This is a genomic window from Vibrio sp. AK197, from assembly GCF_053903115.1.
The window spans coordinates 2,221,766-2,243,853 of the sequence record NZ_CP096430.1 but is presented as its reverse complement, the minus strand read 5'-3'; the positions used below and the strand labels follow the sequence as shown (position 1 = coordinate 2,243,853).

The 22,088-nt window shown below is 47.3% G+C and carries 19 protein-coding genes and 1 pseudogene; 10 read left to right on the top strand and 10 right to left on the bottom strand.

Annotated features, from left to right (window positions below; all coding sequences use genetic code 11):
* Positions 1-25 precede the first annotated feature (25 nt).
* On the top strand, positions 26-781 hold the full coding sequence (locus M1D72_RS17445; RefSeq protein WP_456296025.1) for a Nif3-like dinuclear metal center hexameric protein: 756 nt from the start codon (positions 26-28) through the stop codon (positions 779-781).
* Between the two features lie 82 nt (positions 782-863).
* On the opposite strand, the gene M1D72_RS17440 is transcribed toward M1D72_RS17445, so the two are convergent.
* A complete protein-coding gene (locus tag M1D72_RS17440; RefSeq protein ID WP_390189085.1) occupies positions 864-2,153 on the bottom strand; it encodes a citrate synthase in 1,290 nt (429 codons plus the stop codon).
* Positions 2,154-2,549: 396 nt separating this feature from the next.
* On the opposite strand from M1D72_RS17440, the gene sdhC reads away from it, so the two are divergent.
* The 8 genes from sdhC to sucD all read left to right on the top strand — a co-directional run bounded on the left by sdhC (position 2,550) and on the right by sucD (position 12,153).
* Entirely contained in the window at positions 2,550-2,942 is a 393-nt protein-coding gene (sdhC, locus tag M1D72_RS17435) for a succinate dehydrogenase cytochrome b556 subunit (protein ID WP_390189086.1), read from the top strand.
* A complete protein-coding gene (sdhD, locus tag M1D72_RS17430) occupies positions 2,936-3,280 on the top strand; it encodes a succinate dehydrogenase, hydrophobic membrane anchor protein (protein ID WP_456296024.1) in 345 nt (114 codons plus the stop codon). The genes sdhC and sdhD overlap by 7 nt, the downstream gene beginning before the upstream one ends.
* A complete protein-coding gene (gene sdhA / locus M1D72_RS17425; protein WP_390189088.1) occupies positions 3,281-5,047 on the top strand; it encodes a succinate dehydrogenase flavoprotein subunit in 1,767 nt (588 codons plus the stop codon).
* Positions 5,048-5,061: 14 nt separating this feature from the next.
* Positions 5,062-5,772, top strand: coding sequence for a succinate dehydrogenase iron-sulfur subunit (locus tag M1D72_RS17420; protein WP_390189089.1), 711 nt, complete (start codon positions 5,062-5,064; stop codon positions 5,770-5,772).
* Positions 5,773-5,872: 100 nt separating this feature from the next.
* A complete protein-coding gene (gene sucA / locus M1D72_RS17415; protein WP_456296023.1) occupies positions 5,873-8,683 on the top strand; it encodes a 2-oxoglutarate dehydrogenase E1 component in 2,811 nt (936 codons plus the stop codon).
* Between the two features lie 28 nt (positions 8,684-8,711).
* The gene (odhB, locus tag M1D72_RS17410; RefSeq protein ID WP_456296022.1) at positions 8,712-9,920 is read left to right on the top strand and encodes a 2-oxoglutarate dehydrogenase complex dihydrolipoyllysine-residue succinyltransferase; all 1,209 of its coding nucleotides are present in this window, start codon (positions 8,712-8,714) and stop codon (positions 9,918-9,920) included.
* A gap of 194 nt (positions 9,921-10,114) precedes the next feature.
* Entirely contained in the window at positions 10,115-11,281 is a 1,167-nt protein-coding gene (gene sucC, locus M1D72_RS17405; RefSeq protein WP_390189092.1) for an ADP-forming succinate--CoA ligase subunit beta, read from the top strand.
* On the top strand, positions 11,281-12,153 hold the full coding sequence (gene sucD, locus M1D72_RS17400) for a succinate--CoA ligase subunit alpha (RefSeq protein WP_456296021.1): 873 nt from the start codon (positions 11,281-11,283) through the stop codon (positions 12,151-12,153). Before sucC ends, sucD begins: the two co-directional genes overlap by 1 nt.
* Before the next feature lie 70 nt (positions 12,154-12,223).
* On the opposite strand, the gene M1D72_RS17395 is transcribed toward sucD, so the two are convergent.
* Positions 12,224-13,552, bottom strand: a complete 1,329-nt coding sequence (locus M1D72_RS17395) for a Na+/H+ antiporter family protein (RefSeq protein ID WP_456296020.1) — start codon at positions 13,550-13,552, stop codon at positions 12,224-12,226.
* 24 nt (positions 13,553-13,576) lie between these two features.
* Positions 13,577-14,230, bottom strand: a complete 654-nt coding sequence (gene rnt, locus M1D72_RS17390; protein ID WP_390189095.1) for a ribonuclease T — start codon at positions 14,228-14,230, stop codon at positions 13,577-13,579.
* 247 nt (positions 14,231-14,477) lie between these two features.
* Here rnt and motY point away from each other — a divergent pair.
* A pseudogene (gene motY / locus M1D72_RS17385) lies at positions 14,478-15,296 on the top strand (flagellar protein MotY); the annotation flags it as partial.
* 29 nt (positions 15,297-15,325) lie between these two features.
* On the opposite strand, the gene M1D72_RS17380 reads toward motY, so the two are convergent.
* The 7 genes from M1D72_RS17380 to rsxC all read right to left on the bottom strand — a co-directional run bounded on the left by M1D72_RS17380 (position 15,326) and on the right by rsxC (position 22,083).
* Positions 15,326-15,763 carry a DUF2753 domain-containing protein gene (locus M1D72_RS17380; RefSeq protein ID WP_456296019.1) on the bottom strand — a complete coding sequence of 146 codons (438 nt, stop codon included), beginning with the start codon at positions 15,761-15,763 and terminating at the stop codon, positions 15,326-15,328.
* A 115-nt stretch (positions 15,764-15,878) separates the two neighbouring features.
* Positions 15,879-16,295: a lactoylglutathione lyase gene (gloA, locus tag M1D72_RS17375; protein ID WP_390189099.1), complete on the bottom strand. Its 417-nt coding sequence runs from the start codon at positions 16,293-16,295 to the stop codon at positions 15,879-15,881.
* Between the two features lie 9 nt (positions 16,296-16,304).
* A complete protein-coding gene (nth, locus tag M1D72_RS17370; RefSeq protein WP_456296018.1) occupies positions 16,305-16,946 on the bottom strand; it encodes an endonuclease III in 642 nt (213 codons plus the stop codon).
* A 43-nt stretch (positions 16,947-16,989) separates the two neighbouring features.
* Positions 16,990-17,679, bottom strand: a complete 690-nt coding sequence (locus tag M1D72_RS17365) for an electron transport complex subunit E (RefSeq protein ID WP_390189123.1) — start codon at positions 17,677-17,679, stop codon at positions 16,990-16,992.
* The gene (rsxG, locus tag M1D72_RS17360; protein ID WP_456296017.1) at positions 17,672-18,307 is read right to left on the bottom strand and encodes an electron transport complex subunit RsxG; all 636 of its coding nucleotides are present in this window, start codon (positions 18,305-18,307) and stop codon (positions 17,672-17,674) included. The genes M1D72_RS17365 and rsxG overlap by 8 nt, the downstream gene beginning before the upstream one ends.
* A gap of 3 nt (positions 18,308-18,310) precedes the next feature.
* On the bottom strand, positions 18,311-19,357 hold the full coding sequence (gene rsxD / locus M1D72_RS17355) for an electron transport complex subunit RsxD (protein ID WP_390189125.1): 1,047 nt from the start codon (positions 19,355-19,357) through the stop codon (positions 18,311-18,313).
* Positions 19,357-22,083 (bottom strand): electron transport complex subunit RsxC, encoded by a 2,727-nt coding sequence (gene rsxC, locus M1D72_RS17350; RefSeq protein WP_456296016.1) that lies wholly within the window; start codon positions 22,081-22,083, stop codon positions 19,357-19,359. The genes rsxD and rsxC overlap by 1 nt, the downstream gene beginning before the upstream one ends.
* Positions 22,084-22,088: the final 5 nt, after the last annotated feature.

Here is a 22,088-nt window from a genome sequence, read left to right as displayed (position 1 = left end):
ACATTGAACAAGATGGGAAGCCCGAATGAATCATTTAGAACTCGAACAGCGACTCAATGCGGAACTCTCACCGCATTTAATCAAAGATTATTGCCCGAATGGACTTCAGGTTGAGGGCAAATCTGAAGTGAGAAAAGTCATTACCGGGGTAACGGCGTCTAAGGCGCTCATTGAGAGAGCAATTGAAGCAAATGCAGATGCGATATTGGTCCATCACGGCTATTTCTGGAAAGGCGAGGCCGAGCCTATTCGAGGCATGAAAGGGACGCGTATTCGTCAATTAATCAAACATGATATTAACTTGTATGCGTACCATTTGCCGCTTGATATTCATCCGACATTGGGCAACAACGCACAATTAGCTCAGTTGCTGGATATTGAAGTGCTTGGTGGCCTTGAGCCGACGCCTCAATCTGTGGTGATGCAAGGGCGATTAAAACAACCGATGAGCGCAGAGCAGTTTGGCCAAAAGATTGCTCAGGTGCTGAATCGACAGCCGCTGCATATTGCGAGTGGCAACGGAAATCAGATTGAAACCATCGGTTGGTGCACCGGAGGAGGACAGGACTTTATTGAGCTTGCGGCAGCGAATCATTTAGACGCTTATCTTTCCGGTGAAATCTCTGAACGCACGACTTACAGTGCACGTGAACAAAATATTCATTATTTTGCGGCAGGGCACCATGCGACTGAGCGTTATGGGGTGAAAGCGTTGGGTGAGTGGTTAAGTCAAACGTATGATTTGGACGTGGAATTTATTGATATCGATAATCCAGTTTGATGACGACTATCTTGAGATTGGATGCAATCCCTAGCAATAAAAAAGCGAGCTTAGAAGCTCGCTTTTTTTGATGACCAAGTCGTTATTCACGTTCGTGCAATGGCTTAAATTTACGTGATTGCTTACCGGTATAAAGTTGACGAGGACGACCGATACGATTAGTTGGGTCACTGTGCATTTCATTCCAGTGTGCAATCCAACCGATAGTACGTGACATCGCAAAGATAACGGTGAACATGGAGACAGGAATACCAATCGCTTTCAAAATGATCCCTGAGTAGAAGTCCACATTCGGGTATAGTTTCTTCTCAACAAAGTACTCATCAGATAAGGCAATTTTTTCCAGTTCCATTGCCACATCAAGCAGTGGATCTTGAATATTAAGCTCAGTAAGTACTTCATGACACGCTTCACGCATCACCGTGGCTCGTGGGTCGTAGTTTTTGTAAACGCGATGACCAAAGCCCATCAGGCGGAATGGGTCATCTTTGTCTTTTGCTCGCGCAACAAACTCAGGAATCTTATCGACACTGCCGATTTCTTCCAGCATTCTCAAACATGCTTCATTTGCACCGCCGTGTGCAGGCCCCCAAAGTGATGCAATACCCGCTGCGATACACGCAAATGGGTTAGCACCAGAAGAACCGGCGAGACGAACCGTTGATGTTGACGCATTTTGTTCATGATCAGCATGCAGAGTAAAGATTTTATCCATAGCGCGAGCGACGATTGGATTCACTTCGTATTCTTCACATGGGTTGGCAAACATCATGTGTAAGAAGTTTTCTGCGTAGCTTAAGTCGTTACGTGGGTAGATGAATGGTTGACCAATAGAGTACTTGTAACACATTGACGCTAAGGTCGGCATTTTTGAAATCAAGCGATACGCAGCGATTTCTCGGTGTGAATCGTTATTGATGTCGAGCGAGTCATGATAGAACGCAGCCAGTGCTCCAACCACACCACACATCACTGCCATTGGGTGTGCGTCGCGGCGGAAGCCGTGGAAAAAACTGGCGATTTGTTCGTGAACCATCGTATGACGAGTCACTGTCTTTTTGAACTTCTCGTATTGCTCACGTGTAGGGGCTTCCCCATAAAGAAGGATGTAGCAGACTTCTAAATAATCAGCGTTATTCGCCAATTCATCGATTGGGAACCCACGGTGTAAAAGCACACCTTTGGCACCATCGATATAAGTGATTTGAGATTCACAAGATGCAGTGGCAAGAAAACCTGGGTCAAAGGTAAAGAAACCATTGGCTCCAAGTTTACGAACGTCGATTACTTGCGGACCGAGTGTCCCGTCCATAATCGGCAGTTCGATTGGCGCTTTGCCCTCAATATGAAGGGTCGCTTTCTTATCTGCCATAACAATCTCCTTTGTTTATTATTTAATCCGTCCAGGATGTTTTGTGTGCCATTTTTTTACGTGCCTTCGCAAGCAAAGTCAATTGTTCTCCTCGGATGTGTGCACTTGTTATGATTTTTTGAACGTATAAAGTTAAAAATCTGTTCTGTGTAGCAAAAATTGTTACATCAATTGTATTAGAATGTTGCGAGCCGTATAGTGGCGTAGTGAATTATGGTGAAAACCTTATAAATTCAAGGCTAGAAACAAATCATGAAGGCTGTTTTTAATCTTGTTGTTAACATTTATTTTACAAAATGGTGCGCTCATATGGGCGATTAAATGTTAATTAAATGTAACTTTTGTGGGTTTTCAACCTGATTTTCGTTGATAACTATAAATGCTCGATAGAGCAGAGTGAGCAAGCCCGTGAAAGAAAGAAAGTCAAGACCTGTTAATTTAGATTTGCAGACCATTCGCTTTCCGATCACAGCAATCGCTTCTATCCTTCACCGCGTGTCAGGTGTGATAACGTTTGTATCGATCGGTATATTGCTTTGGTTACTATCCACATCCCTCTCGTCCCAAATGGGCTTTATGGAAGCTTCTGAAATTGTAGAAGGCTTTTTTGTTAAGTTCATTTTATGGGGCATTCTTACTGCCCTTGCTTACCATATCGCTGGTGGTATTCGTCACCTCCTCATGGATCTCGGTTATTTCGAAGAGCTTGAATCTGGCGCAATGAGCGCGAAAGTCGCTTTCGGTGTAACAATCATCCTATCTGTTCTTGCGGGGGTAATGGTATGGTAAAACACATCTCTTCTTTTGGTCGTAATGGGGTACACGATTATCTGTTAATTCGTGCCACTGCGATCATCATGACGCTTTATACCGTGTATCTGGTTGGCTTTTTCGCCTTCGCAGACATCAATTACGCTTCCTGGACCCAGTTTTTTGGCGGCACTTTTACTAAGGTGTTCACCATGCTTGCTCTGGTATGTGTGCTTATCCACGCGTGGATCGGCCTATGGCAAGTTCTTACTGACTATATCAAATGTTCCAAGCTTCGCGCGTTTCTTCAGCTAGGTGTGATTGCTGTGCTATTTGGTTATTTTTTCTCTGGTCTATTTATTCTGTGGGGTGCGTAAGTGACTATTCCAGTTCGCGAATTTGACGCCGTTGTAATCGGCGCTGGTGGTGCAGGTATGCGCGCTGCACTGCAAATCTCTGAGCAAGGCCTTACTTGTGCTTTGCTGTCTAAAGTTTTTCCGACACGGTCTCATACGGTGTCTGCTCAAGGCGGGATTACCGTTGCCTTAGGCAATTCTCACCAAGATAACTGGCAGTGGCACATGTACGATACCGTGAAAGGTTCTGATTATATCGGTGACCAAAACGCCATCGAATACATGTGTAAAACGGGCCCAGAGTCAGTCATTGAACTTGAAAAAATGGGATTACCATTTTCTCGTTTTGAAAATGGCTCTATTTATCAGCGTCCGTTTGGCGGTCAGTCAAAAGAGTTTGGTGGTGAGCAAGCGGCGCGTACTGCCGCTGCCGCTGACCGTACAGGCCATGCGCTTTTGCATACTTTGTATCAACAAAACATTAAACATAAAACCACAATTTTCTCTGAGTGGTATGCACTGGATTTGGTGAAAAACCAAGACGGCGCGATTCTCGGTTGTACTGCAATCTGCATGGAAACCGGAGAGATCTGTTACTTCAAGTCGAAAGCAACTATCCTCGCTACAGGTGGGGCAGGTCGCATTTACGCCTCAACCACCAATGCCCACATTAACACCGGTGATGGTGTTGGTATGGCATTGCGTGCAGGTGTGCCAATGCAAGATATGGAAATGTGGCAGTTCCACCCCACCGGCATTGCTGGCGCTGGGGTACTGGTAACTGAAGGTTGCCGTGGTGAAGGTGGCTATCTTCTTAATAAAGATGGCGAGCGCTTTATGGAACGTTACGCACCGAATGCCAAAGATTTGGCAGGACGTGATGTTGTTGCACGCTCGATGATGATCGAAATTCGTGAAGGCCGTGGCTGCGATGGTCCTTGGGGGCCTCACATTAAATTGAAACTCGATCATTTAGGTAAAGATGTACTTGAATCACGTCTTCCTGGTATTTGTGAGTTGTCACGTACCTTTGCTCACGTTGATCCAGTTAAAGAGCCGATTCCTGTAATCCCAACTTGTCACTACATGATGGGTGGCGTACCAACACAAGTCTCTGGCCAAGCGTTGAAGCAAAACCCGCAAGGTCAAGATGTTGAAGTTCAAGGCTTGTTTGCCTGTGGCGAAATTGCATCTGTCTCTGTGCATGGCGCAAACCGTCTCGGTGGTAACTCGTTGCTAGATTTAGTGGTATTTGGCCGTGCAACGGGTTTGCATTTAGGCGAAACCTTAGCCGCTCAAGCAGAAGCTCGCCCGGCAACCGAATCTGATATTGAGGCGTCATTGGCCCGCACTATGCGCTGGGAGAACAGCACCAGTGGTGAGGACCCAGCACAGATTCGTAAAGATCTACAAACATGTATGCAAAATAGCTTCTCGGTATTCCGTGAAGGTGACGCAATGGCGACAGGGCTCAATGAGCTTAGAGAAATCCGTGAGCGTCTACAGCAAGGTCATCTATCCGATAAATCGAAAGAGTTCAATACCCAGCGTATTGAGTGTCTGGAGCTGGATAATTTGATGGAAACAGCAATCTCAACAGCGGTTGCCGCAAACTTTAGAACGGAAAGCCGTGGTGCTCACGCTCGTTTCGACTATCCTGAACGTGATGACGAGAAATGGCTATGCCACTCTATTTATAATCCAGAAACCGGAGAAATGAGCACGCGTGATGTCAATATGACACCCGTTCACCGTGATGCCTTTCCACCGAAAGTACGTACATACTAAGGGAGGACACGACAATGAAACTGAACTTCTCTGTGTATCGTTATAATCCGGACGTCGATAAAAAGCCGTATATGAAGGATTATGAGCTTGAGGTGAAAGAAGGCTCTGACATGATGGTGTTGGACGCACTTATTTTGCTGAAAGAGCAAGACCCATCTATTGCGTTTCGTCGTTCATGCCGCGAAGGCGTATGTGGGTCAGACGGTTTAAACATGAATGGTAAGAACGGGTTGGCCTGTATTACACCACTTTCAGCTTTATCTGGAAGTAAGATTGTTATCCGTCCATTGCCCGGTTTACCGGTTGTGCGAGATCTTATCGTTGACATGACACAATTTTACGATAACTATGCAAAAGTTAAGCCTTTCTTGATTTCTGACGGCGATTTACCACCGTCTCGAGAAAATTTGCAATCGCCGGAAGAGCGCGCGCATTTAGATGGCTTATATGAGTGTATTATGTGTGCTTGTTGTACGACATCGTGCCCGTCATTCTGGTGGAATCCGGATAAATTTATTGGTCCTGCTGGGCTGCTTGCAGCTTACCGCTGGTTGATTGACAGTCGCGATACGGCAACTGACGAACGTTTGTCAAATTTGGACGACGCTTTCAGTGTTTTCCGATGCCACGGCATTATGAACTGTGTCAGTGTGTGTCCAAAGGGACTGAATCCAACCAAAGCGATTGGCCATATTAAGTCAATGCTGGTGAACCGTTCGGTTTAATGACTGCAACATCTTGGTCGGCGATGGCTAACGTCGCCGACGTTAAATAGAGCTCGGCGTAGACCGCAGCAAACGTGAAAACTACTGGTAAAGGGAAAATATGCACAACGGCGTGATGAAGGCATGGCTCGAGTCTTCACACTTGGCTGGCGCCAATGCAACGTACGTAGAAGACCTCTACGAACTGTATCTAAGTGATCCCGACTCGGTAAGTGAGGAGTGGGTACGTGTTTTTGATGAGTTACCAAAAAACTCAGACAGTGTCGCTGAACAGCCACACTCACGTGTCCGTGACTACTTCCGGAGACTCGCTCAAGAAACGAAGCATTACAGTGTCCAAGTTAGTGATCCTGATGTCGATGCGAAACAAGTAAAAGTCCTACAGCTGATTAATGCGTACCGCTTCCGCGGACATGAAGCAGCTCAATTAGATCCTCTAGGTCTATGGATCCGCCCAACAGTGGCTGAACTAGACCCAGCATTTCATAATTTGACCCAAGACGATTTCGAAGAGACGTTTAACGTCGGTTCTTTCGCTATTGGTCAAGACACAATGCAACTTAAAGATATTCACGCCGCGTTAAATAAGATCTACTGTGGTTCGATTGGTGCTGAATATATGCATATGACAGACACAGAGCAAAAGCGTTGGATTCAACAACGCCTTGAATCTGTTGTTGGTCAACCTTCTTTTACCCCTGAAGAAAAACTGACCTTTTTAGAAGAATTGACCGCGGCAGAAGGTCTTGAACGCTATCTCGGTGCTAAATTCCCAGGCGCGAAGCGTTTCTCCCTTGAAGGGGGCGATGCGCTTATTCCAATGACAAAAGAATTAATTCGTCACGCAGGCTCAAGCGGTATGCGTGAAGTGGTTGTGGGAATGGCACACCGTGGGCGTCTAAACATGTTGGTGAACGTGTTGGGTAAAAAGCCGCAAGATTTGTTTGATGAGTTTGCTGGTAAGCACGATGAAACCTGGGGTACGGGTGATGTGAAGTACCATCAGGGCTTTTCGGCAGACTTCGCGACGGCAGGTGGTGATGTCCACTTAGCGCTTGCGTTTAACCCATCGCACCTAGAAATCGTTAACCCTGTGGTTATGGGGTCTGTACGTGCTCGTCAAGATCGCCTCGAAGATTCAGACGGTAGCAAAGTACTGCCGATTACCATTCATGGTGATTCCGCTGTGGTTGGACAAGGTGTCGTTGCAGAAACCTTTAATATGTCTCAAGCGCGTGGTTTCCAAGTTGGTGGTACGGTTCGTATTGTGGTGAATAACCAAGTGGGCTTTACAACATCAAACCCGAAGGATACTCGCTCCACGATGTACTGTACTGACATCGCGAAGATGGTTCAGGCACCTATTTTCCATGTTAATGCCGATGATCCAGAAGCCGTCGCCTTTGTGACTCGCATTGCGCTTGATTACCGTAATGAGTTTAAACGTGATGTGGTGATTGACCTTGTCTGTTACCGCCGTCATGGTCACAATGAAGCGGATGAACCTAATGCAACGCAACCGTTGATGTATCAGAAAATCAAGAAGCATCCAACGCCACGTAAGTTGTATGCAGATGTCTTGATTGATAAAAACGAAAGCGATATCGAAACCGCCACTCAACTGATTAACGAATACCGTGACGCCTTGGACCGAGGTGAAGTCGTGGTGAAAGAGTGGCGTCCGATGGCAATGCATTCGGTGGATTGGTCTCCATATATCGGCCATGAGTGGGATGAAAAATGGGCGAATCAATTTGATCGTAAGCGCTTGATTGAGTTAGGTCAGCGTGCTTGTCAGTATCCTGAAAGCCATAAACTGCAAAGTCGAGTTAATAAGCTGTATAACGATCGCAATGCGATGTTGACCGGTGAAAAAGCGATTGACTGGGGGATGGCAGAAATCTTGGCTTACGCTACGCTGGTCGATGATGGCAAACGCATTCGAATCTCAGGTCAAGACTCAGGTCGTGGTACGTTCTTCCATCGCCATGCTGTACTCCACAACCAAAGTGATGCCAGCACCTATATTCCGCTGTGTAATATTCACGATAAGCAGGGGCCATTCCAAGTGTTTGACTCTGTGTTGTCTGAAGAGGCGGTATTGGCGTTTGAGTATGGTTATGCAACGGCAGAGCCGGGCGGACTCACTCTTTGGGAAGCGCAGTTTGGTGATTTTGCCAACGGTGCTCAAGTGGTTATCGACCAATTTATTTCATCTGGGGAACAGAAGTGGGCGCGCTTATGCGGTCTAACAATGCTGTTACCACATGGTTACGAAGGACAGGGTCCTGAACACTCTTCAGCACGTCTAGAGCGTTACTTACAGCTTTGTGCAGAGCAAAACATGCAAGTGGTTGTCCCTTCAACACCAGCGCAGGTTTATCACATGATTCGTCGCCAAGTGGTTCGCCCAATGCGTCGACCTTTGATTGTGATGTCTCCTAAGTCACTGCTTCGCCATCCACTCTGTGTATCTTCTTTGGAAGACCTCGCGGAAGGTGGTTTCCAAGCTGCGATTCCAGAAGTGGAAGAACTTCCTGTTGAGCAAGTCAAGCGTGTTGTTTTCTGTGCGGGTAAAGTTTATTACGACTTACTCGAACAGCGCCGCAACAACGAACAGGACGATGTTGCTATTGTTCGTATTGAGCAGTTGTATCCGTTCCCACTTGACGACGTGAAAGCGGCAATTGAGAAGTATCCGAACGTTGTGGACTATGTATGGTGTCAGGAAGAGCCTCAAAACCAAGGCGCCTGGTATAGCAGCCAACATAACTTCCGAGCGGCAATTCCTAAAGGTGCGGACCTTAAATACGCAGGACGCCCAGCATCCGCTTCTCCGGCGGTGGGTTATATGTCAGTCCACTTGAAACAACAAAAAGCGTTGGTTGATGACGCTCTGACCCTAGATTAGAACTAGAAGTAAAAAGGATGAAACAGATATGACAATTGAAATTCTGGTTCCGGACTTACCCGAGTCGGTTGCAGATGCAACAGTGGCAACATGGCACAAACAACCCGGTGATGCTGTAGAACGTGACGAAGTTTTAGTTGATATTGAAACCGATAAAGTGGTGCTGGAAGTGCCTGCGCCTGAATCCGGTGTTTTAGAATCGATCGTTGAGCAAGAAGGCGCAACGGTTCTGTCTAAACAGCTTTTAGCTAAGCTTAAACCTGGCGCTGTGGCCGGCGAACCGACAAAAGATACTACGGCAGAATCACAATCTTCTCCTGATAAACGCCACAAAGCGTCTTTGACCGAAGAAAGCAATGATGCGTTAAGCCCAGCGGTACGCCGCTTATTAGGCGAACATGGTCTTGAGGCTAGCCAAGTCAAAGGCACGGGTGTGGGTGGTCGTATTACACGTGAAGATATCGAAGCGCATCTTGCCAAAGCAAAAGAGGCACCGAAATCCGATGCTCCAGCGGCGGTTGAAGCGCCTGCTGCCGCTCGCAGTGAAAAACGTGTTCCAATGACACGTTTGCGTAAAACGGTTGCAAATCGTCTTCTTGAAGCGAAAAACAGCACGGCGATGCTAACGACATTCAACGAAGTTAACATGAAGCCAATCATGGATCTTCGCAAGCAATATAAAGATGTGTTCGAAGAGCGTCATGGTATTCGTCTTGGCTTTATGTCTTTCTACGTGAAAGCCGTTACCGAGGCACTAAAGCGTTTCCCTGAAGTGAACGCATCGATTGATGGTGATGACATCGTGTATCACAACTATTTTGACATTAGCATGGCGGTTTCTACCCCTCGCGGCTTGGTTACGCCAGTGCTCAAAGATTGTGATACTCTTGGATTTGCCGACATTGAAAAAGGCATTAAAGACCTTGCGATTAAAGGACGTGACGGCAAGTTGACCGTCGATGAGCTAATGGGCGGCAATTTCACTATCACTAACGGTGGTGTTTTTGGTTCATTAATGTCGACGCCTATCATCAACCCGCCACAATCGGCAATTTTGGGTATGCATAAAATCCAAGAACGTCCAATGGCAGTCAATGGTCAGGTAGAGATTTTGCCAATGATGTATTTGGCGCTTTCATACGATCACCGTTTGATTGATGGTCGTGAGTCGGTTGGCTTCTTGGTGACCATTAAAGAACTTCTAGAAGATCCTGCACGTCTTCTGCTTGACGTGTAATCGAAGCTAATCGGTGCTTAATCACTTAAGCACCGATTACTTCAACGGCTAGATTGCTCAACCTCTGGCCTTCATTTGAGCCGATACAACGGCTGAATTTGAGAAGCACCCTACAGACGTAAAAGTCATCAGCCCTTTAGGGCTAAATGGAAATAATAAATCCTTTAAAGGATATAAACTTACGGAATAACACAATGAATTTGCATGAATATCAAGCCAAACAGCTGTTTGCAGAATTCGGTTTGCCAGTGCCGGAAGGTTACGCATGTGATACGCCACAAGAAGCGGCGGAAGCAGCGGGTAAAATTGGCGGAGAAAAATGGGTCGTAAAATGTCAGGTCCACGCTGGCGGCCGCGGTAAAGCGGGCGGTGTAGAACTGCATGACACCAAAGATGGCATCCGTGAATTCGCCCAAAAATGGCTAGGTCAAAACCTAGTGACTTATCAAACAGATGCGAATGGTCAACCGGTCTCTAAAATCCTCGTAGAGGAAGCTTCTAACATCGCTAATGAACTGTATCTTGGTGCTGTTGTTGACCGCGGTTCGCGTCGCATTGTTTTCATGGCATCCACAGAAGGTGGTGTTGAAATTGAAAAAGTCGCCGAAGAAACCCCTGAATTAATTCACAAAGCGGCGATCGATCCATTAGTTGGCCCTCAAGCTTATCAAGGCCGTGAACTGGCATTCAAACTTGGACTGCAAGGCGATCAAATTAAACAGTTTGTGAAGATCTTTATGGGTCTTGGCACTATGTTCTCTCAATATGACCTTGCATTACTTGAGATCAACCCGTTAGTGATTACGGGTGAAGGCAACTTGCTGTGTCTCGATGGCAAAATCAACATTGACTCTAATGCTATGTACCGCCAGCCTAAACTGCGTGAAATGCACGATGCTTCTCAAGAAGACGAGCGTGAAGCGCATGCCGCACAGTGGGAACTTAACTATGTGGCGCTTGATGGTAACGTTGGCTGTATGGTTAACGGTGCAGGTCTTGCAATGGGAACAATGGACATTGTTAACCTACATGGTGGTAAACCAGCGAACTTCCTCGATGTGGGAGGCGGTGCAACGAAAGAACGTGTTGCCGAAGCCTTCAAAATTATCCTCTCTGATGACAACGTAAAAGCGGTACTGGTTAATATCTTCGGCGGCATTGTTCGCTGTGACATGATCGCAGAAGGCATTATCGGTGCGGTTAAAGAGGTTGGAGTCAGCGTCCCTGTTGTCGTTCGTCTTGAAGGTACGAACGCGGATAAAGGTCGCGAAGTTCTGGCTAATTCTGATGTTGATATCATTGCTGCTGAGTCGCTCACTGATGCTGCTCAGAAAGTTGTTGCTGCTGCGGAGGCGAAATAATGTCTGTATTAATTAACAAAGACACGAAAGTAATCTGCCAAGGTTTCACTGGTGGTCAAGGCACTTTCCACTCAGAGCAAGCAATCGCTTACGGCACACAAATGGTAGGAGGCGTCTCCCCTGGTAAAGGTGGTCAAACGCATTTAGGTCTGCCTGTATTTAACACAGTACGTGAAGCGGTTGAAGCTACTGGAGCAACTGCGACGGTCATTTATGTCCCAGCGCCTTTCTGTAAAGATGCAATCTTAGAAGCGATCGATGCCGGTATTGAACTCATCGTTACGATCACTGAAGGTATCCCGACGACGGATATGATCGACGTTAAAGTTAAGCTTGAAGAAACTGGCGTTCGTATGATTGGTCCGAACTGTCCGGGTGTTATCACGCCTGACGAATGTAAGATCGGTATTATGCCAGGTCATATTCATAAGAAAGGTAAAGTTGGAATCGTCTCTCGTAGTGGAACATTGACTTACGAAGCGGTTAAGCAAACCACTGACGAAGGTTTTGGTCAGTCTACCTGTGTTGGTATTGGTGGTGACCCAATTCCTGGTTCAAACTTTATTGATATCCTAAAACTGTTCCAAGAAGACCCTGAAACGGAAGCCATCGTGATGATTGGTGAAATCGGCGGAACAGCGGAAGAAGAAGCAGCAGCGTTCATTAAAGAGAATGTCACCAAGCCAGTGGTATCTTACATTGCGGGTGTGACTGCGCCTCCAGGTAAACGCATGGGTCACGCTGGTGCGATTATCTCTGGTGGTAAAGGAACGGCAGAAGATAAGTTTGAAGCGCTTGAATCGGCTGGTGTGAAAACCGTTAAGTCGCTAGCGGAAATTGGTCAAGGGCTACGTGAAGTTACCGGTTGGTAATTTTCGTACGCAGACTGAGTTAAAGCAAAAGGTCTGGCAAATGCCAGACCTTTTTTATGCGATGGATGGACTAAAGCGTCATTGCCGCAATCCAGCCAAATATGATGAGTGGAATGTTGTAGTGGATAAAGGTTGGAACCACAGTTTCCCAAATATGCTCATGTTGACCATCTGCGTTAAGACCAGATGTTGGGCCTAATGTCGAGTCAGAAGCGGGTGACCCGGCATCACCCAGCGCTGCTGCAGTTCCTACCAGTGCGATGGTAGCCATCGGAGAAAAGCCGAACGCTGCCGCAAGTGGGACATAAATAGTGGCGATAATAGGAATCGTTGAGAATGAAGAGCCTATACCCATGGTCACTAGCAGGCCAACAACTAACATCAGTAGTGCTGCCATTGGCTTGTTATCACCGATACTGGTTGAAAGGGCTTGTACCAGCGATTCGACACCACCAGTTTGTTTCATGACAGCAGCGAAACCCGCCGCAGAAATCATGATAAAGCCAATCATTGCCATCATGTGTACACCTTTAGTAAACACATCATGAGTCTCTTTCCAAGCAATCACACCGCCAAAAGTAAACACCATAAAGCCAGCCAGTGCGCCAACAATCATCGAGCCTGTCACTAATTGGACGCTCAGTGCCGCAACAATGCCGACGACGGCGACAGCAATGTTTTTACCTTGGATATGATGTGTCGGGTTTTCATCAACTTGGGTTAATCCAGTCTCTTGGTATTCACGAGGTTTACGATAGCTAAAGAAAATCGCGGTCACCAAGCCAAACAACATGCCAGCCGCTGGCAGTAGCATTGCGGTAGGAACTTGGCTTGCATCAACGCTGGCAAGTCCGTTGTCATGCAGGTTCTTAAGCAGAATGTTATTGAGGAAAATACCACCAAACCCAACAGGTAGAACCATATAAGGCGTGATTAAACCAAAGGTTAAGACACAAGCGATCAAACGGCGGTCAACGTTTAATTTGGCAAACACGCCTAATAGAGGTGGAATCAAAATAGGGATAAACGCGATATGCACAGGAATGACATTTTGCGATGACATGGTCATCAGGATCAACGCGATCAGCACGGTATATTTTAACCCTGTGCTTGCGGCACCGGCGTCTCTACCATGGATACGCTTAATCACGCTACGAGCGAGAAGATCGGTGATACCCGATTTGGAGATGGCAACAGCAAAGGTGCCTAGCATGGCATAACTCAGTGCTATCGTCGCACCGCCACCAAGACCACTCTCAAATGCAGATACGGTCTCAACAAGCGGCATTCCGGCAACTAAACCGCCAACAATCGCACTAAAGGTTAGCGCGACCACAACGTTGACCCGCATCAGCGCGAGCAACAGCATTATACATACAGAAATTACGACAGGATTCATGTTCGGCTCAATATTTATTGGGGATTATTCGTTCTCTTGTGCAGAGGTCAATGGCCAGCCACCCAAAGCTTTCCACTTATTGACGATACCGCAGAAGAGCTCAGCAGTTTTTTCAGTATCATAAAGCGCTGAGTGTGCTTCTTTATTATCAAACTCCATTCCTGCCACTTTACAAGCGCGTGCGAGCACCGTTTGCCCATAGGCAAGGCCACTTAACGTCGCGGTGTCGAACACGGCAAAGGGGTGGAAAGGAATGCGCTTGAGTTTGGCACGTTCACTGGCTGCCATGACAAAGCTTAAATCAAAGTTCGCATTATGGGCGACCATGATTGCTCGGCTACAGCTTTCTGCTTTTTGCTCTTTACGGATCTGTTTATAGATCTCTTTTAAAGCATGCTCTTCTGTGACGGCTCCGCGTAATGGGCTAAACGGGTCGAGAATACCATTAAACTCTAACGCTTCCTTTTCAAGGTTGGCACCTTCAAACGGTTCGATATGAAAATGTAAAGTAGACGCTGGGTGTAGGTTGCCTTCCTCATCCATTTTCAATGTCACAGCGCAGATTTCCAACAGTGCATCAGTCTGAGAATTGAAACCGGCTGTTTCCACGTCGATCACCACAGGAAAATAGCCTCGAAAGCGCTTTTTAAGGGTCAGTTGGTCATTCTGTTCAGTCATGAGAGTCCAGATTATTGTGACAAGCTCGGCATTATTGCAGATTCTTCCAGTAAGAAAAACTATCGAGCACAAGAAAGTGATTCTCATGTATTGGCGAGCTTTTTGCATCCTTGGTCAAGGAAACGTGTTAAGCGGCAATAAGTCGCCACTTTTTTTAGCGGTACAGATAGAGATGACATTGAAACGAAACCCCTTAGCTTACTTATTATTTGCCATCATGCCACTGGCAGTTAACCTTCCAGCAGCAGCGCTTGAACGGCATTATGTGGCTACGCCGCAGCAGTCGTCGTGGCAGATGATTGTCGATACGCCTTTGGAGTGTCGTCTCTCACATCGGATTCCAAATTTTGGTGAAGCGCAGTTTACATCTCACGCCAGCAAGAAAATCAATTTGGATTTTGAGCTTAAGATGCGCCGACCAATGGGAGAAAGCCGTAATGTTACCCTTGTTTCTATGCCTCCTGTATGGCGCCCAGGAGACAGTGCCGAGAGATTAACGAATCTGACGTTTTTTAAACAGTTTGATGGCTATGTCGGTGGTCAAATGGCGTGGAGCATTTTGACTGAGCTGGAGAAAGGACGTTATCCAACATTCAGTTACCAAGAGTGGCAAGGGCGAAACGAGCGAATTGAAGTCGCGTTATCGTCCGTTCAGTTTCAAGCCAAATACAACACGTTCAGTGATTGTCTTGCCAATTTATTGCCATACAGTTTTGAAGATATCGCATTTACTATCCTTCACTACGACCTAACCAGTGTCGAACTGAATAAAACCTCACAAAAACGGTTGGCGCAAATTGCAGAATACATTCGATACAATCAAGATATCGACTTAGTATTGGTGTCGACCTACACCGATAATTCCGATAGTAAAAGCGTTAGCCAGAGCTTGTCAGAGCAACGGGCTGAAGCGCTGCAACGCTATTTTAAATCTCTGGGCTTGCCGGAAGATCGAATTCAAGTGCAGGGGTATGGTAAGCGCCGGCCGGTTGCCGATAATGCTTCACCATTAGGTAAAGACCGTAACCGACGCGTCGTCATTTCGTTAGGGCGCACTCAAATCTAGAAATGAAAGCCTGCATTATGCAGGCTTTTTTAATTGAGTTTAAATTTCGCGATGAGGTTGCAGTTGGTTGCCGTGTCTATGTCTTGTACCAAACGTGCGATAGTGGGGTTTGGGTGGCGTTTCATAAACTCCACCAGCGCTTTTTTACAGCAACCGACTGAGTCGATAAATGCGCTGCATTCAGAGTTCGGACACTGCGGTACCATCGTTAGAACTTTCTCAGAGGCGAGCTGTAGGTATTTTAACTCATAACCATCATCACCGACGCTACGCCAAAAACTGGCCAAATTATGGCAAGAGATGACCGAAATCATTAGCCGCTCTTCGAGTTCAATTTCAGCGACTTCAGACAGTAAGTCACTGACGGTTAACGCTTGTTGATAATGAAGAATACTGCGCAGTGGATCGTTATCTTTTAGTGCTGTATCGGCAAGGAGAGTGTGGTTTTCCCAATCACGAATATCCATTGTTGTCACTCCGTGTTAACAAAGTGGTTTAATATTAAATGGTAATCATTCTCAAGTAAAGCATAAATAAAAAGGATGGCTAAGCCATCCTTTTAGGTACAAGCTTATCTTCGGCTTAGCCTTCAAGGCCTGCTGAAGCTTGGCGGTTTTGAATAAGTTCAAGCATATAGCCATCAGGGTCTTTAACGAAGGCGATGTGTGTTGTGCCGCCTTTGACTGGGCCTGGCTCACGAGTCACGTTGCCACCCGCTGCTTTAATATCATCACAAGTAGTGTAAATGTCATCGACGCCAATCGCGATGTGACCAAATGCGTTACCCAAATCGTATTCCGACGTGCCCCAGTTGTAGGTTAGCTCAATCACTGCGCCTTCTGATTCGTCGCTGTAACCAACAAACGCTAGGGTGTATTCGTATTCTTTGTTCTCGCTAGTGCGAAGAAGTTTCATTCCCATAACTTCGGTGTAGAACTTGACTGAACGATCAAGATCGCCAACGCGCAGCATGGTGTGTAAAACACGACCGTTTGACATGATTTGCTCCTAGTTTTCTGGATAGATTTTATCTTTGTACTCGCACAAGTCTTCAATAATACAGCTGCCACAACGGGGCTTACGTGCCACGCAAGTATAGCGGCCATGAAGAATCAACCAGTGGTGTACATCGAGTTTAAACTCTTTAGGGACGACTTTTAGCAGTTTTGCTTCAACGTCGTCTACGGTTTTGCCCATCGCAAACTTAGTGCGATTAGATACGCGATAAATATGCGTATCGACGGCAATGGTCGGCCAGCCAAAGGCTGTGTTCAGTACCACATTGGCGGTCTTACGACCAACCCCGGGAAGCGCTTCCAAAGCTTCGCGGTTTTCAGGGACTTCACCACCGTGCTGTTCAACCAAAATTTTGCAGGTCTTAATGACGTTTTCAGCTTTAGAATTAAATAATCCAATAGTCTTGATGTACTCTTTAACCCCATCGACACCCAAATCCAAGATAGATTGTGGTGTGTTCGCAACAGGGTAGAGTTTATCCGTCGCTTTATTGACACTAACATCTGTGGCTTGTGCCGACAACAAAACCGCAATTAAGAGCTCAAAGGGTGAACTCCAATTCAGTTCAGTTTGTGGGTTCGGGTTATTTTCCCTCAGTCGCTCCAATATTTGAACGCGTTTGGTATTGTTCATGAGTCACAAAGCTTCCGTAAATATGTTTAATCAAATTTCGCCATTAGTTGGTCACGCGAACCCGTTCGATGTTCGGTTTTTCTTGTTTTGGTTGGCGAGCTGCAATGTATTTATCAATAATGTTTTTCAATGCGATTAACAATCCAACACCAATAAAAGCGCCTGGTGGCATAAGCGCAAGTAAAAAGCTGGTATCAAAATGGAAGACTTCAATACGCAAAGCGGTCGCCCAATCGCCCAGCAATAGGTCAGCACCGTCAAATAGGGTACCTTGACCAAGAATTTCACGCATCGCCCCAAGGACGACCAGAACACTGGTCATGCCAAGTCCCATCCAAAATCCATCAATCGCAGAAGGAAGCGGGGCATTTTTTGATGCGTAAGCTTCAGCGCGACCAATGATGATACAGTTCGTTACGATCAGAGGAATAAAGATCCCTAAAGAGAGGTACAAGCCATGGGCATAGGCATTCATCAATAGTTGAACACAGGTTACCAGTGCGGCGATGATCATCACAAACACAGGGATACGTACTTCTTTAGGTACATAATCTCGAACTAATGAGACGATAACGTTTGATCCAACAAGCACGAGCATCGTTGCAATACCAAGGCCTAAGGCATTGGTAACGGTTGATGACACCGCAAGCAGTGGGCACAACCCCAGCAACTGAACGAGGGCCGGGTTGTTATCCCACATGCCATTTTTCATTAACACTTTATGTTCACTCATTGGAACCTCCACATGTTTGAGGTTGGTTAACAATGGTTTGCCAGTGACTATTCACATATTCAACGGTGTGTTTTACGGCTTTTACCACTGCGCGAGGCGTTATCGTTGCGCCAGTAAATTGATCAAACTGTCCGCCGTCTTTACGTACTTTCCAACTTGATTCGTTTTCCGGTGTCACGGTTTTTCCGGTAAAGCTCAAAATCCAGTCGCTGACCCGAAGATCAATTTTATCACCAAGCCCGGGTGTTTCGGCATGAGCGAGAACACGAGTGCCTGACACTGTGCCATCTGCGGTTATTCCAGTAATTAATTGGATTGCGCCGTTATAGCCATCAGGTGCCACCGACTCGATGGCCACCGCGCTCGGTTGGCCATCGAGCGTGGCGATATAGACGGGCATTGGCTTATCGCTCCCGAGAGAAGGGTGCGTGACGAGAGTACACGCATTTGCTAAATCATTATCATGCATGCGCGGCGAAATGACTTGATTGAGAACCGATTTGAGCTGAGCTTTTTGCTGTTGGTCGATTTGGTCCTCTGTGAGCGCGTTAGTGATTGCTACGAGCCCAGTGGAAGCGCAAGCAAATAGCGCCAAAGTCAGACCATTTTTTTGAATCGCTTTTAACATCACTTAGTGTCCGTAAGTTCGAGGCTTTGTATAGTAATCAATCATAGGTACACACATGTTGGCGAGTAGTACGGCAAATGCGACGCCATCAGGGAACCCGCCCCAACTGCGAATGATAAACACGAGGGCCCCGATCATAGCACCAAATACCAAACGACCTTTGACCGTAGTTGATGCCGACACAGGGTCGGTCGCGATAAAGAAGGCGCCTAACATGGTAGCACCTGAAAATAAGTGCAAAACCGGAGAGGCGGTTTCACCGGGCGTAAACAAGAAAAAGGCACCACTGAACACCACGAGGCTAACTAAAAACGCTGCCGGGATATGCCAAGCGATAATCCGCAGTCTGAGCATCAGTAGCCCTCCTAAAAGGTAGGCAATATTAACCCATTCCCAACCGACACCCGCGAGGCCAGAAAACTGCGAGTGTGATAAGACCTCCTGACTCGTTTGCCCAGCTCGAAGCCCGGTTTTAAATGCATCCAGCGGAGTCGCCATGGTCACGCCATCAATACCAGTACGCACTTGTTGCAACGATAGGCCATCCAAGTTAAAGCCACTAAAGATCAGTGCAAATGAATCACCTATTGAAATTGTGGCTGGCTGCAGCGTTGATGGCGCAATCCAACTGGTCATTTGGACCGGGAACGAAATGAGTAACACCACGTAGGCGACCATCGCCGGATTAAATAGATTTTGCCCCATGCCTCCGTATAAGTGTTTGGCGATGACGATGGCAAACACCAAGCCAATAGTGACAATCCACCATGGTGACAAAGGGGGTATCGATACCGCTAATAACCATGCAGTGACCAAGGCACTGTTGTCCCTAAGCGCAGACATCGGGTGGCGTTTGCGCACCAACATCACGATGCCTTCTAAGCTAAAGGCAAGGACAATGGCAAACAGTAGCTGAATAATCGTGCCCCAACCAAAAAAGTAGGTCTGAGTTGCTAAGCCGGGCAGTGCGCAAAGCGCTACCCATTTCATCAAATCAGGTGTACTTCGACGGCTGTGAGTATGGGGGGAGCTGGCGATAAAAAAAGCCACTATTTGTTCTCCTCAATCTTATTATCTTGTTGTTGCTTCGCGAGTTTACGTGCTTTGGCTCGCTCGACGGCGGCGGCGACAGCAGCTTTTTTCGGGTCAGCAGGCTCGGCGTTATCATCACCGGTTGAGTCAGCACTTTGAGCTTGCTGCGCGGCTTTGCGTGCTTTGGCTCGCTCAACGGCTGCGGTGACAGCGGCTTTTTTCGGGTCAGCAGGCTCGGCGTTGTCTTCATCGGTTGAGTCAGTACTTTGCGCTTGCTGCGCAGCTTTACGTGCTTTGGCTCGCTCGACGGCGGCGGCGACAGCGGCTTTTTTCGGATCAGCAGGCTCGGCGTTGTCATCATCGGTTGAGTCAGCACTTTGCGCTTGCTGCGCGGCTTTACGTGCTTTGGCTCGCTCGACGGCTGCGGCGACAGCGGCTTTTTTCGGATCAGCAGGCTCGGCGTTGTCGTCATCGGTTGAGTCAGCAGTACTTTGCGCTTGCTGCGCAGCTTTACGTGCTTTGGCTCGCTCAACGGCGGCGGCGACAGCGGCTTTTTTCGGGTCAGCAGGCTCGGCGTTATCATCATCGGTTGAGTCAGCAGTACTTTGCGCTTGCTTCGCAGCTTTACGTGCTTTAGCTCGCTCGACGGCGGCGGCGACAGCGGCTTGTTTCGAATCAGCAGGTTCAGCGTTATCTTCAACCAATGAAGCTTCTGATTTCTCTAGTTGGTTAGCTTTGCGCGCTTTTGCTCGTTCTACCGCTGCTGCGATGGCGACTTTTTTGGGATCGTCTGCGTCATCTTGTTGAACCGCGGACGTCTCTTCCTTCGCGTGTTTCTGCGCTGCTTTTCGGGCCTTAGCGCGTTCTACGGCAGCAGAAACCGCGGCTTTTTTCGTCTCGTTGCCATCGCTAGTTTGCGCTTGCTCGGACGATGAAGGAGTGGTTTGTTGGGCAGCCTTCCGAGCTTTAGCACGCTCTACAGCTGCGGCTACCGCATCTTTCTTGTTCTCATTGGCCTCATTGCTTTCGGACGATTGTTGCTCGGCTTTACGCTCGCGTGCTTGACGCTTACGCTCTTCACGAAGTTTTGCCATTTCGCTATTATCTGGCTGCTCTTTTCCTTGCTGCAAGGCTTGTGCTTGTTTGGCTTTGGCCTTGGCTATTGCCGCTGCGACAGCAGGCTTAACTTGAGGCTCACCGTCTGTCGATGTCGCTTTCTGAGATTGAACTCGTGCGATCGCGGCTGCAATGGCGTCGTCGCCAGAAGACGACTTCATCTCTTTACGACGATCTTCTGCCGCTTTCTTGAAACGGTTTTCACGCTCGGCTTTATCGCGCTCCATACGCGCTTTTTTCTCTTCAAAGCGTTGACGAGCTCGCTCTGCCGCTTCCGCTTCCCATTTTTGAGCGCGAATTTCTGCTTTGGCTTGACGGTAATATTGCACCAACGGTATTTCACTTGGGCAAACGTAAGCGCACGCCCCGCATTCAATACAATCTTTAAGATCAAGTTCTTCACACTTGTCGTAGTCTTGCGCTTTGGCGTACCACTGCAACTGTTGCGGTAACAACGAAGCAGGGCAAACCTCTGCACAATCACCGCAACGAATACAAGCCATCTCGTGTCGGGCTGGAGCAATTTCTTTTCGTGTTGGCGCTAAAATACAGTTCGAAATTTTCGTGATGGGCACATTTGCGTGCGGCAAGGTAAAGCCCATCATCGGGCCGCCCATGATCAGTCGCGGCAGCTTTTTGTCCGGCTGGTAACCGAATTCATCCAAGAGGTCTTGTACTGAAGTCCCGATCAGTGCCCATACATTGCGTGGCTGTTTAAAGGTGTTGCCAGTTAATGTGACGACACGGCGAATTGATGGTTCGCCATCATAAATGGCCGATTTAATGGCTTGCAGTGTGCCAACATTTAACACCACCATACCGATATCTGCAGAGTGCTGGCCGGAAGGGATTTCTTTATTAGTTAAAAGCTTAATGAGCTGCTTTGCCCCCCCAGAAGGGTATTTCGTCGGCACGACACGAATCACTATGTCTTTATTTTCGGTCGCACGCTCTAATGCTTCGATGGCTTGTGGTTTATTGTCCTCAATGCCAATAATGGTGAGTTTTGGTTTTAGAATGTGCTCTACGACTTCGATACCAGCCACAATCTCTTCGGCGTGCTCGCGCATTAAGGCATCATCGGCGGTAATGTAAGGCTCACATTCTGCAGCGTTCACAATCAACATCTCGACGCGTGAGAGGCCTGACTGAACTTTTCGTCCAGTCGGAAAGCCGGCTCCGCCCATCCCGGAAACGCCGGCTTGACGAATCATTTCAATCAATTCATCCGGAGTATGGTCATCCAGAGAAGTGACGGGTGAACGTTCAATCCAGGTATCTTTGAAATCGGGTTTAATCACGACGCACATATCGCGTAGCCCAGAAGGGTGAGCGGTGGTTCGATTTTCAATAGCGGTAATCACACCAGACGTTGGTGCATGAACGGGCACGCTGAAGTTGGTGTCATAACGAGTGAGCGGTTGGCCTTTTTTGACTTCGTCACCAACAGCAACCAACAAGATACCGGGTTTACCAATATGCTGTTTTATCGGCAAGACAATTTCTTGTGGAATACTTGCCCATGCTAAATGGGTGGATGTCGATTGAGTTTTATTTTCTGGTGGATGCACGCCGCCAGGGAAATCCCACAGAGCGCCATTTTTAATTTGTTCGATTAATGACAGCATACCAG